The 12547-nt window shown below is 43.5% G+C and carries 16 protein-coding genes; 15 read left to right on the plus strand and 1 reads right to left on the minus strand.

Features of this window, described 5'->3' with window-relative positions; genetic code table 11:
* Positions 1–166: 166 nt before the first annotated feature.
* The 15 genes from KW93_RS05835 (at position 167) to KW93_RS05915 (ending at position 11752) form a co-directional block, all read left to right on the plus strand.
* Entirely contained in the window at positions 167–1345 is a 1179-nt protein-coding gene (locus KW93_RS05835) for an MBL fold metallo-hydrolase (protein WP_200883324.1), read from the plus strand.
* A gap of 179 nt (positions 1346–1524) precedes the next feature.
* The gene (locus KW93_RS05840) at positions 1525–2292 is read left to right on the plus strand and encodes a hypothetical protein (protein ID WP_033542047.1); all 768 of its coding nucleotides are present in this window, start codon (positions 1525–1527) and stop codon (positions 2290–2292) included.
* A gap of 151 nt (positions 2293–2443) precedes the next feature.
* The gene (locus KW93_RS05845) at positions 2444–2746 is read left to right on the plus strand and encodes a TIGR04104 family putative zinc finger protein (RefSeq protein WP_033542048.1); all 303 of its coding nucleotides are present in this window, start codon (positions 2444–2446) and stop codon (positions 2744–2746) included.
* A 165-nt stretch (positions 2747–2911) separates the two neighbouring features.
* Entirely contained in the window at positions 2912–3799 is an 888-nt protein-coding gene (locus KW93_RS05850) for a hypothetical protein (protein ID WP_033542049.1), read from the plus strand.
* 730 nt (positions 3800–4529) lie between these two features.
* Positions 4530–5060, plus strand: coding sequence for an RNA polymerase sigma factor (locus KW93_RS05865; RefSeq protein WP_033542051.1), 531 nt, complete (start codon positions 4530–4532; stop codon positions 5058–5060).
* A 4-nt stretch (positions 5061–5064) separates the two neighbouring features.
* A complete protein-coding gene (locus KW93_RS05870) occupies positions 5065–6048 on the plus strand; it encodes an anti-sigma factor C-terminal domain-containing protein (protein WP_161787027.1) in 984 nt (327 codons plus the stop codon).
* Positions 6049–6087: 39 nt separating this feature from the next.
* Positions 6088–6642, plus strand: a complete 555-nt coding sequence (locus tag KW93_RS05875; protein WP_033542053.1) for a hypothetical protein — start codon at positions 6088–6090, stop codon at positions 6640–6642.
* A 326-nt stretch (positions 6643–6968) separates the two neighbouring features.
* Positions 6969–7802 carry an alpha/beta fold hydrolase gene (locus tag KW93_RS05880; protein ID WP_033542054.1) on the plus strand — a complete coding sequence of 278 codons (834 nt, stop codon included), beginning with the start codon at positions 6969–6971 and terminating at the stop codon, positions 7800–7802.
* Positions 7803–7820: 18 nt separating this feature from the next.
* Positions 7821–8333, plus strand: a complete 513-nt coding sequence (locus KW93_RS05885) for a GNAT family N-acetyltransferase (RefSeq protein WP_033542055.1) — start codon at positions 7821–7823, stop codon at positions 8331–8333.
* A 78-nt stretch (positions 8334–8411) separates the two neighbouring features.
* Positions 8412–8615, plus strand: coding sequence for a hypothetical protein (locus tag KW93_RS05890; protein ID WP_033542056.1), 204 nt, complete (start codon positions 8412–8414; stop codon positions 8613–8615).
* A 75-nt stretch (positions 8616–8690) separates the two neighbouring features.
* Entirely contained in the window at positions 8691–9110 is a 420-nt protein-coding gene (locus tag KW93_RS05895; RefSeq protein WP_235318369.1) for an NUDIX hydrolase, read from the plus strand.
* A gap of 90 nt (positions 9111–9200) precedes the next feature.
* Complete coding sequence (locus tag KW93_RS05900) at positions 9201–9962, plus strand: kanamycin nucleotidyltransferase C-terminal domain-containing protein (RefSeq protein ID WP_033542058.1); 762 nt, start codon at positions 9201–9203, stop codon at positions 9960–9962.
* A 31-nt stretch (positions 9963–9993) separates the two neighbouring features.
* Positions 9994–10359: a hypothetical protein gene (locus KW93_RS05905; RefSeq protein ID WP_033542059.1), complete on the plus strand. Its 366-nt coding sequence runs from the start codon at positions 9994–9996 to the stop codon at positions 10357–10359.
* 43 nt (positions 10360–10402) lie between these two features.
* The gene (locus KW93_RS16900) at positions 10403–11032 is read left to right on the plus strand and encodes a GNAT family N-acetyltransferase (protein WP_052131485.1); all 630 of its coding nucleotides are present in this window, start codon (positions 10403–10405) and stop codon (positions 11030–11032) included.
* 162 nt (positions 11033–11194) lie between these two features.
* Positions 11195–11752, plus strand: coding sequence for a DUF5412 family protein (locus KW93_RS05915; protein ID WP_033542060.1), 558 nt, complete (start codon positions 11195–11197; stop codon positions 11750–11752).
* Between the two features lie 42 nt (positions 11753–11794).
* On the opposite strand, the gene KW93_RS05920 is transcribed toward KW93_RS05915, so the two are convergent.
* Entirely contained in the window at positions 11795–12406 is a 612-nt protein-coding gene (locus KW93_RS05920; protein ID WP_033542061.1) for an FMN-binding negative transcriptional regulator, read from the minus strand.
* Positions 12407–12547 lie beyond the last annotated feature (141 nt).

Here is a 12547-nt window from a genome sequence, read left to right on the forward strand (position 1 = left end):
AAGGAAGGCTTCGCGTCCGCGAAGCCTTTTCATCTGTGGTTTATGGTAAGTAAGCCGAATCCGGTTGCATAGTCATCATAGATAATAAGAATGGCTGTTATAATAGAGCTAAGCTCAAAAAAACAACACCAGTAACTGCTAATAAAGCTGTAAGGCGAGGGATAAAATGTCGATTATCGAAGAACATCAGCCCCGAGGAAAAAAGTATAAAAAGAAATCACCAAAAAGCAAAAAGAGCCTGCTCTGGAAAATACCGCTTGGCCTGTTGCTGCTGGTGGTTTTATTGGCAATAGCGATTCTCATATTCACAGTAACATATCCGACATTCGGAAGCAGTCCGAGCAAGGAGCAGCAAGAAATGTTTGAGGCATTTGATAATTACGAGGACGGGCAATTCATCAATCTGCCTTCAGAGGAACCGGATGTCGATATCGATATCCTTGCCACGCCGGATGAAACCGATGCAGCGGATAAGGAGATGGATCCCGGCGGCGACTTGCCAATGACTGACATCGACTGGGACAAGATTGGCGCGGAAGAAGACAGCCTGACCTGGCTCGGCCATTCCACTTTTATCCTGAATCTCGATGGCAATAAAATCCTGATTGATCCAATGCTGGGGCCGGTGGCTTCACCCGTTTCCTTTGCCGGACCGAAACGATACGGGGGAGATCTGCTGCATCTGATTGATGAGATGCCGGCAATCGATGCTGTTTTTATTACCCATGATCATTATGATCATTTGGATTATAAGTCAATAAAAAAACTGGACGACAAAGTTGCGCAGTTCTTTGTGCCTTATGGTGTTGGCAGCCACTTGACGGGATGGGGCGTGGCCGAAGACAAAATTACGGAAATGAATTGGTGGGATGAAACGGAATACCTGGGATTGACCATTGCTCTGGCACCAACCAAACATTTCTCTGGCAGAGGGATCCTGAACCACGGTTCGACGCTATGGGGTGGATGGGTCATTGTTGGTGACCAAACTCGTTTATACGCAAGCGGCGACGGCGGCTACGATTCGCATTTCAAGGAAATCGGCGAGAGGTACGGACCATTTGACATCGCGCTGATCGAAGGTGCGCAGTATGACGAACGTTGGCCGGAATCCCATATGGTGCCGGAAGAATCCGTTCAGGCGAGCATCGATGCGCAAGCCGAAGGGATGATGCTGATACACTGGGCAGGCTTCACACTTGCACGCCACAGCTGGACGGAACCGATCGAACGTGCGATAAAAGCGGCTGAAGAAATGGATGTCGACCTCATCGCTCCGCAAATTGGAGAAACTGTTACGTTGGGTGAGGGTGTGCGGCAGCCTGTTTCGGCTTGGTGGAGGTAAGAGCGGGAATTCCGTTAATTATAGAAAGAGAGAAGAAGCTGATCAAAAATGCGTCTTCTCTCTTTTTTATTTTTTGGTAGAAACTTTCAGATTTTTCCAACGTAAATATGTATAGGGGAACGAAATGATTGATTGCAGTGAATGGAAATGGGCAGACTCGTTGAAAGAAGGGATTAAGGATGAAAGAACATACAGGAGGGCGCATCGTACGGAAGCTGGGGGCAACAGTGCTGTCCACGTTTATCGTTTCCATGATCTGGAGTGGCTGGGAAATTGCCGCGACCGAGGATTCTGTCTATTACCAGGGAACAGATTTTTTCTTCATGACACTGATTTACTTCTTATACATGGGCTTTTTCGTGCTCGTTTACGGGAATGCAGTGTCCTTCAGCATAGAGTCGCTGCAAAATAGATGGTTTAAGCACGCTGACTGGTTGTATGTCCTGATACTCGGTGGATTTGGATCGGCAATCGGCCTTATTTTTCCTTATCAAAGTATCATCTTTAGCGGAATCCTTGCTGCCGCTCTCTTTGGCGTCATCGATAAATGGCTGTTGAAAAGGTGGCAGCAGGATAAGGGGAATAAAATCCTTTTCATTGTTCCAGTGGGTGTTTTCTTTTTGCTGGGAGGTTTTTTTTATCTGACATCGCCCGAATTGCCACCACACACGGCAGAAGACGCAGTGAAATTCGCCACCAGCGGAGATGGGACTTCAATCGATCGGTTCCCGGATGAAGCAGGGACATGGAAAGGCGAAATAGAGGGCTATCAGGTTGAAAGGACAACATCAGCCGAGCAGCTGGACGAAGAAAATTATTTGGTGACTTTTACGGAAACCTGGCAAAAAGGCACCATACAAGATTCCTGGATGATAGCGTACCGGGTAGATCGCTCAAGCTCGACGCTCCATGATGAAGAAGGCGATATGCCGCCTTATGAAAGGTGAAGGGTGGCTGGCGTAATTAAAGAAATTGCACTTGTTTTTTAATTTCGACGAGGCTGCTTATCTTTTATCCAGTTGGTTTTCCTTCCAAATAAAGGTACACTGTTTATAGTGATTAACTATTCTGTAAATTTTAAATGAGAGGAGTAATAAGATGCCACAATGTCAAAACTGCGGATACAAATGGAAGGCGAGGCAGACATTAAAGGCTCACATTGATTATAGTCAGGGCACGAATTGCCCGGATTGTCAGGAAGAACAATATGTATCCCGATTTACAAAAATGCTCCAAGGTTTCATTCTGCTTGGCTATATAATCATTACCTTTTTAGCCTGGAAAGTATTTGAATTACCCACGATTCCTTTCTTTGCGATTGCCGTTTCAACAATTGTAATCGGTATATTTATTCTCATAGCTACAACCAAGCTGGCAAATAAAGCGGAATCGGTCTGGTGACTGACACAAAAACGGACCAGGTAACTGAACATTGAGCTGAACTTCGAATGGGGCATATTTTAGGAGATAGATTCTCGGGGTTCAGCTAACTGTTAAAAAGTGATTCATTTTCATTCAGAATACGAGTGAAGAACAACAATGAGCTTATTTTAAAAGGGGAAGTCAATGAAGAAATCCAAAATAATTATGCTGTCGGTCACGGTGATCGTTTCACTCATCCTGCTGATCTTATTTACCGGAAGTTTTCTCGTCTATAAAGTGGCCGTTGAACCTCACGATCAAGATCTTACATATATTCAAACGATGAATGGATTTATAACTGGAAATGCAGATGGAAAAAATGAAAAACGGCTGAAGGAATCTTCCATGCGGGAAGATTATCACCACATTTCCATCTATTATGATGAGAATTTCTCTGAGCTGCTGCCGCTTACGAAGGAAACGCTGGATCTGGCCATTGAAAGAACGGAAGAACTTTTCGGCAAAACCGATGATGTGTCGCTTGATCTGCTTGTCTATGAGAACTTTGTGGAGATGAACAACTATAAACTGAGTGAAGCCCGGGACGCGTATTATTCGGATTTTCAAAAAATCATCGCCATCCACAATTCGGGGAAAGAGATTTTATTGGCTGGAGATGATCTGGCTTTGTACGGTTTCCGGCAGATCCTTATACATGAATACACTCATTACGCATTTTATCGCAGAGCGGAAAGTCCGCAGCATTATCCGATCTGGTTTATAGAAGGGGTGGCTGAATACGCCGGCAATGATCCGGACAGCGTGTTCTTTCCACATTTTGAACCGATTCCTTTCAGGCAACTGAGCAGCCCTGGGCAATGGGAGGCGGCTCTCGGCACGCCGCTCAAGAGCCCGTATTCGCAAAGTTACTACGCGCTGGCGTTCCTCACTGGGGAATTCGGTGAGGAAGTAATTGTGAAGATCATCGATTCTGTGAATGACACCCGTGATTTTGAAAAGAGCTTTTCGGAGGTTACCGGGTTGACACTGGCGGAATTGGACGAGGAATTTCTGAGAGACTATAAAGATTGACGCTGAATAAAAGGAGTTGTGTAAATGAACAGAGGTGTGAAGTTTCTGCTTCTATTTGTCGCGGGTATTATTGTTGGCTTGATTGCTTCTATGATTTTTTAAGATGGGAAAGATTGAAATATATAGAAATGAAAAACTGATTTCGGAACGTTTGCTGTTAGAGGAGTGAGCAGGACAGGCAAAACTGGAATTGGAAAAATAATCACATGGAAGAAGTGAAACAGTGGAACTGATAATAATCTTTCTCGTTCTCCCCGCGCTGGGAGTTGTTTGGTATTTGAATCTCGTTACTCTTATGGAGAAATTACATAAAGGCAAGAGCATACATAATCAAAAGATTTTAGGCGGTCTTTGGACTTTCCTCTTTCTCGTCTTGCTGATGTTCTGTTTTGCCGCCATGACCCCTTACTAGTTAGTGGAAGTTCGAAATCTTAAACTGAATGGATGCTTTTCGCCTAAACCCTGCGAAAAGCGCAGAACCTTAAATTCAAAATCACAGCGGACGTTTTTCGCTTTGCGAAAAACTCCTTCTTTTGGGAAACCTTCGCGAATGCGAAGGTTTTTCAATATGTATGACGGCCGTTCCTCTTTCTGAAGGTTTTTGGCGACTTGAGCGTATTGTAGATTTTCGTTCGACATAGAAATTTTTTACAGAAATACTTCTGGAAAAACTGTAACATTATAGGAAACTAGACGTGGTAACAGTAGGAAATCAGTAAAGGGGGAGCGAATGAAAAATCAGCAGCTGGAAAATCTATTTAAACTTTATTCGCGACCCCTTTATTATTATTTGTGGAAAATGTCAGGCTCTGCTCATGCGGCTGAAGATCTGACGCAGGAAACTTTTGTTCGGGCGACGATTTCGCTCCATACATATGAAGGGGAAGAAGCGCGCGCCTGGCTGTTCAAAGTGGCGCGGAACATCTATATCGATGAATGGCGGAAAAGGAAACGCAGGCAGGCCAATCCTTTATTGAAATTATTTTATTCGAATGAAGAACTGATCAGTCCCTATGGTTTGCCGGAAGATGAAATGCTGAAGCAGGAGAGAATCTGCGATTTAAATGAGCTGCTTGGATTTCTGCCGGAGCATTACCGGACGATTCTCTATTTGAGGGAAGCGGAGCAATTCAGTTACGCCGAAATTGGGGAAGCCATGGACTTATCTGAAGATCAAGTGAAGGTCAATCTGTATCGGGCCAGAAAAAAACTGGAAACTATCGCAAAAAAGAAAGGGTGGCAGCATGACGGAGTGGAATAAGGAAATGGAAAAGAAGATTTTGAAGAAGTCGCGTTTTACGCTGACAATCCGGATTCTCCGGCTGTTGCTGATAGTTGTTCTGCTTTATGGGATTTACATAATCATACTCAATATCGCTACGGATAAAATGAATATGGCTGAAGAAAACGATTTTTATACAAAACTCGCACTGGAGTGGAAGAATCCGAACCTGCGGGGCCAGTATGGCTATGAAGAAGAGAACATCACTCCTTTCGGAACGAAGAAACTTTCATATACCTTGATAAAAAAAGTTGGAAGATCTGATACTGTCGTGGGAGAAGCGGAAATAACTAAAAGTATCATCAATCACAATTCGTTTATAGAATACGATCTTCCTGCAAAGGGACAGTACGATGGATTTTCATTTTCCTACCTGGAAGATCCACGCACTGCAAGAAAGCTGGAGGCAAATCCGCAGCCAGGTGTGTGGGAAACACTCGAAATGCTCCATGAAGGAACTGTGGCGGAGCTGGCATTTTCGACGGACCGATTCATGTCGCCTGAAGAACTGCTGGAAGCTTTGTCATCCTATGATGTTGATGTACTGTGGATGCCTCTCCATACGGGAGAGTTCGAAAACTTCACTCCGGGTTATGGCACAAGCGGTGATAATCTATTAGTCGATAATATGATTGGTTTAACAGGGGCGCGGACTGTTTCAGAAGATTTCATCTCGAGTTCTTCACTGGCTCATCGACTGGATCGAACGACTATCGAAGACAGCCAGGAAGTGATGCTGCAGCACATCGAAGCACTGCTCTCTGAAAAACCTTCATCCTATTACGAAGGATTCCTTGGCTTGGGACATCTGGAGGAGCGCTACAATTACCTGAAAGAAAATGGGTTTATTGTATATGGGGCAGTCGTAACAGGCCCGGTTAAAGAATTGCTGAAACTTCAAGACGAAGAAATGATTCAAGGAGAACAGCTGGGCGAAGTGGAGCTTTGGAATTGGGAGAATCAGTGAAATTTTGCTGATACGCCGGGATAAAAAGGAGGAAAAGACTTGCTCAAAAGATTTTTTATTGTCCTGGCATCAGTCATTCTAGTGATCATTGCCGGTTTTCTGATCATAAGGTTCATAATTATGTATGAACCTACTCCGAACAAAGCAGATGTTGAGGAAATGGTTAAAGTGCGTGATCTCCTTGAGTTCGGTGAGGTGGAAGGAGCGTATCTCCTTACGCCCAGAAATTATGGTTTTTACAATGGCGGCAGTATCTATATTGTTGAACAGTATTTGGATAAAGGCGGAGATTACGGGGACCAGTATGTCGTCATTGAAGAAGGCGATGAGCTGACAGCTGACGATGAACCGTCCATCAATCAGATCAAAGCCAAAGAGGAATTTCAAAATGAGTACATAAACGATATTCAAATCCTGTCGAAGCACCGGATGACTGTCCACAAAGGTGCTGAAGAAGTTGAGTCAGCGTGGCTTTTCAAAATAACCTACAAATATGATGGCAGTCATTTTCTGACGTTTTTGCTTCCTGAAAAGACAGGAGAAGGCAGATTCAACTTTTTCACAGAAGGATATGAGCAGTTTCGGGAGTTTTGATTTTGGAGCCTTATTAGTTAAAGGCTCCGTTTTTTATTTCTTTATACAAGGCACTATAATACTTTATCCACTGTGAGTTTAGTGGCGAAATAAATCATCAGTAAAACCACTATGGAAACCACGAGGTTAACGAACATCGTTGGTGCGAAAAAATAATTGAGTATGAATCTTGCAATTATAAAATACAGAACAAAAATCGCTGTAAAGACTAAAGCATATTTCCAGTCCAATCGATTCACTCCCCTGAATTCATTAACTTATTTTACCATAACTGCCAAGCGTTTAATGTATAATAAAAATGAATAATCAGAAAGTGGTGCTGTCAAATGTGGAAAGAAAGATTGGTCGAAACAGACAGGGGAAACTTCGAGCTATTTGAAAAAGGGGAAGGAGAGCCTTTAGCCGTTACGCATCTCTACAGCGAATACAACCAAAAGGGCAATTCAGTGGCTAACGCCTTTACTGACTATTATCATGTTCATTTAATTAACCTTCGGGGAGCGGGCCGGTCTGTCGAAGCTGCTGCACCCGATGACTACAGTATGGATGAGGCAGTCAAAGATCTTGAAGCCATCAGAAAAGCACTTGGATTTGAGAGATGGGCTTTCGCAGGCCATTCTGCGGGCGGGATGCTGGCCCTGAAATACGCCATAAACCACTCGGCATCACTCACGAAAATAATTGCGGGCGGAGCCGCGGCAAGCTACGAATATGGAAAAGATGAAAACAGTATTTATTGCAGAAAGAATCCAAATTTCAATCGGATTATTGAAATTATGAATCTGTTGAAAGATCCAGCAACTCCTCTTGAAGTTCGACAGAAAGTCGGTTACGAATGGGCTCTGATGTCTTATCGATCGGAAGAAAAATTAAAGGAATCCTTGAAAAAGCCGAACAGCGGCAAAACAGTTGGTCCGCGTTTGGATTACTTCATGAAAAATGAATATCCTGCATACGACATCAGGGAAGAGCTGAAAGATATACATATTCCTAGCTATATATACGCAGGTAAATACGACGCACAATGCCCGTTGCGGTTCGGAGAAGAAATTGCTGAATTGATTCCTGGAGCTGAGTTTACGGTGTTTGAGGAGAGCAATCACAATCCGTTTTCGGAAGAGGAAAGCAAATTTGACGAGTTTGTCAAAGGGACGCTTTGAATGAGTGGAGGAGCAGGAATGGATGAGAAAGAGGGCATTTCACCGGACATCCGGATTAGACCGTTGACTATGGATGACTATGAGGCGGTCCTGAAATGGAGCAAGGATGACATATTTTGTTCAGCCAATGGATGGGAAATGAACAGAACTCCCGAAGAGCTGCATATATGGTGGCGCATGTGTGTCGAGAATATAGTGGAAGATTTTCTTCGGATGGGAATCGAGTGTGACGGGAAATTAATCGGTTATGCGGATTTGGCGGGTATTCAGGATGGTTCCGCTGAATTAGGCATCGCGATCGGAGAAAGTGGTTTGTGGGGGAAGGGGATTGGATCCCGCGCTGCGCAGGCCTTGATGGATTTTGCCGCAGAGAAATTGTGCATCACGGTTTTTACCGCAGAAACAAACGAAGCGAATATGCGGTCGCGGAAAATGCTTGAGAAGATTGGGTTTGCAGAAGTCGGCAGAGTAGGCAGGGAAGAGTATATGGGAATGGATGGTTTGCTGATTCAGTATAAATTGGAGAAATGATGCGAATCCATATCTATTATAGTATTTGATTATTTCCACAGTGTTGATGGCTTTTTATAGAAGGGGAGGGAAAATGGCATGGAAACCAAGCCGAAATTAGTCAATTGGGGTTTAGCAATTGCGTTTTTAATAGGCCCGATTTTGTCCTGGTTTCTTGGACGAATATACGGATCCATGGTTTCAAGTGGATTTGCTGCGGCTTATGTAACGTTCATATTGATTTTTGTTTTTTTCGTTACAGGAATCGTCATGGTAATCAAAGGGTTTAAAGGTTCGAAGTGACTGCAGGCAGAAATCCGGAATACCGTACAATCTGCTTATTAATGAATGCTTAAGTTGCAGGAGGAATAAAATTTGGTGCCACGTGCGAATACCCTGGGAATACTTTATAAAAATAATCACATCCTCCTGGAGGAAATTGTTGGAAAGCACAGCCGAGGAACTGGGTTTTATTATCGTCCGATTGGCGGAACGATTCAATTTGGTGAAAGATCCAGCGAAACAATCAAGCGGGAATTTCACGAAGAGCTGGCGGCAGAAGTGGAAATTAAAAATTATATCACCTGTCTGGAAAATATCTTTAAGATAGAAGAGAGTATCGGTCACGAAATAACCCAAGTCTACGAAGTGGCATTTACAGATTCTGCGTTATACCGAAAAGACTGTTTCCAGGTGATTGAGGGAAATCGGATCACCTATGCAAAATGGATCAGTATAGATGAGTTGACTGAGGGAAGAAAGCTGCTTTATCCGGAGGAACTGATTGGCTTTTTATAAATAGTATTTAAAAGGTTTTATAAAATATGTCTATTCTGCTTGAATTGAAAGTACGCATACATATAAAGATTTCGAATCGGAGGTCTCACCATGCTCCCTTATCCCGCACCAACCACCAGAAAAGAAAAATTTGAAATGATTGATACCTTGAAAGAGCGGCTGCTCGCTGCCCGTGGCGATGACATTCTCGCCATCGGTGTCTACGGCTCCATCGCGCTCGGAACGGCAGGCCCGTATTCGGATATCGAAATGCATGTCATAACAAAAGACGGGGCCAAGATGGAGACGCTTGAATTCGTATACGATAGATTCAAAATCGAATTGAGTACTAATACCAGGACTGCTTTTCTTAAAGAGGCAGAAGAAATGAATGATTCCTGGGCCATTACGGCAGGGGCGTTCATCACCATCATTCCGGTTCATGATCCGCAAAATTTATTTGAGCAGGCTAAGGACCTTCCATTTAAAGCTTCGGATAGAGTAAGGCAGGATGTCATGAAACAATTCATGATCTGGGAGCCGTATGAAACGATGGCGAAGATCCGCACGAATTACAGCGGCGGCAATTTCAACTATCTTCAGATCGGCGCGCGGGACCTGCTTTGGCAGACGGCAAAACTGATCGGGCTGGCGAACAGGATGTATTTCACCACGCGGGCAAGAACGTTTGAAGAGTCGCTCGCAATGGAATCGACACCTTCAGGCTACCGGGAACTGCTGGATTATTTCCACGGCAGCCAGCTTTTTGAACACGAAAAAATCTTCCATCTTTGCGAAGAGCTGTGGACCGGGCTGAATGAGTGGTTTGATGAGTTAGGACTGGAGTACCGGCTGACGGAACTTCCGATTTAATTTGAAATAAAAAATGAAGTGAGGCAACGCCATGACCTACTATTATTACATTGCAGCGGACATTGAGCTGACGAAAGAAAGCTTAAAGAATGTCCACTTGGATATCGATGAATCCGAGGAACGCATCAAGGGTTTCGACTTTCCCATTCAACTTGAGATTTATAACGGCATCAATAGAGAAAGAGAAGCGATAATTCTGCTGGACTATATTTTGAAGCAGGCGGAGGGGCATAAAAGGTGTACGTTTCAAATTGCCAATCTCGTGAATTCGAACAGGGTGCCTTTTAAAATTTTGGAGCGGAGGCAAGTCCAGCTCCATAAGATAAAGTCTCCCGCGGAATTGATATTGGAGGAAGGACATTTGCTGACGATCCGGAAAGTGAATTTGGTTTATTGATGGATGTCAGCATATAAATAAGTTGCAGAAAAGAGGAACGTCGATGGAAATAAAAAAATACTCGCCTGAATATCATGAAGGCTGGTTAAGGTGCAGAGTTCTGGCTTATTTACATACTTCCATGTACGAGGATGTGGTCACCTCAAAGCCGACATTTAACGGGCGGCCAGCCATTGAATTGATAGCAGTCGAAAACGGGGAAGTCATTGGGATTTTAGATATGGTACTGGATAATGCAGAGCAAAAAACGTCCTTGCTTGGAGATGGGCTGGGAGCTTTTCTTCAGGTGATTGCCGTTCATCCTGACCATCAATCCAAGGGAATCGGAAAGAGGCTGTATGAGGAAGCGGTAAAGCAGCTGCAAGGAACAGAAATCGAATTTATCGAACTGTACACGAGAGACGATGAACAGGCGAACAACTTCTATAAAAAACTGGGTTTTGAAATGCTTCTTGAAACTTATGATGTGTTCGGTATTGAAAAAGGTGTGAGAGGCGATGTTTTCGTCAAAGGGATTGAAGATAAAACCCTCCTTGTCGATGATGAGGCTGGAGAAAAATGTGATTATCTGCTGGTGGACGGAGTCTATCAGGTTTTTACCAAGGAAGCTCTGGAAAAAATCGATTATGACAGGTATTATCCGGCCAGAGGATATTATAAAAGCTTAGTTTAATAAGCGGGGTATAAAAAACAAAAGCTGTTGATCTGAACAGGCTCTCCTCAGATCAACAGCTTTCTTATTTTCTCCGCTTCTTCATTTCCTCCGACTGTTATTTACAATAATGCTGAAACCGGCCAGGTCAATTTATCGTTTATACAGAAAGGAGGATGAATGATGAACCCACCGCTTAATGTAATTGGTTTATTTGTATTATTAGTTACAGTCATAATGTTCCTGGTTTTCATTGTTAAGTCAGTCATTTATTTTTTTAATCGAAAAACCTTTCCGCGAAAAACTTTGAGATCAACTTTCATAGGAGTTATTTTATTTCTTGGCATCTTTGTGTACATTCAATATTTCTTTTCGTTTGATGATATCAATCGAAAGTATATGCAAGAAGGACCTGAAATTTCATCACCGACAGGAAAATACATTGCAAATGCTTATTACGAACCCTATGGGGGTGCGGCGGGTGGAGTAAATGTCTGGATTGAGATCACAAGTGATGCTGAGAAAAAAGTCATTTATTATGCAGACGCAAAACATGATTTTCAGATGAATTGGGTTGATGAAGAAACCCTTTCGATTATCAATAAAGGCGGAGGACCAGATTCAAATCGAAATATTGTATTAGACGTTGCAGATGAAATTTACCATGAAAATGGGTTGGCTTGCCAAAGCTTGTTGATGAAGAATGATTACGAAGAGTGTTACCGATTTGAAGCCGGATGACTCAATCCGAAAAACAGGCTTTTCTCTCAGCCAATAGCGTATTTACCTTCTTTTGTTCATCTCATCCGCCATCTGCGCAGAATCCGGATTCTCTTCTTTCTGCAATTGCCCAATGATATTGCGATAATCCTTTTCACTGCGGTTCTGGCTCATCTTATAGGCAGCCTGGATTTCATTGACCTTGATCTTGAATCCGACAATGCCCTTCATTTCTTTTTCCAATAAAGACGGCGAGAGTTTCTCCCACAGGACGGGATTCTCGCGGTGCTTTTCATAAGTTTCCATCAGTCTCGTCAGGTCCTGCTTCAGTTCTTCCGGATCTAAAACTTGAGCCGCTCCGTAAAGATGGACAGCCTGATAGTTCCACGTCGGCACATTTTCCTGCTCGTACCACGACGACGAGATGTAGGCATGGGGCCCCTGGAACATGAGCAGCACTTCTTCCGAAGATTCGAACGTCCGCCACTGCGGATTGCCGTAGGCCATGTGCCCGGTTACATAATAATCATCGCCTTCCTGAATTAGCTGGAGCGGCAGGTGGGTCGCGATCGGTCTGCCTTTTCTTGTCGTGACGAGCGTGCCGAACGAATGATGCTGAACAAAGTCACGGATTTCTTCGATATCGGTGATTTTATAAAGTTTCGGGATATACATAGCAGGCTCCTTTTTAATAAGTGATGTTAAATTAATAGTAGCATTCGGGAAATTTAAAACCAATGCTAGTGGGAAGACAGAATTGCTGAACGCCGATAAAAAGTTCTGAGCGACGATATAATTTTTTGAACGCCGATATCC

It is taken from the genome of Planococcus sp. CAU13, from assembly GCF_000775575.1.
In the GTDB taxonomy this organism is placed as follows: Bacteria; Bacillota; Bacilli; order Bacillales_A; family Planococcaceae; genus Planococcus.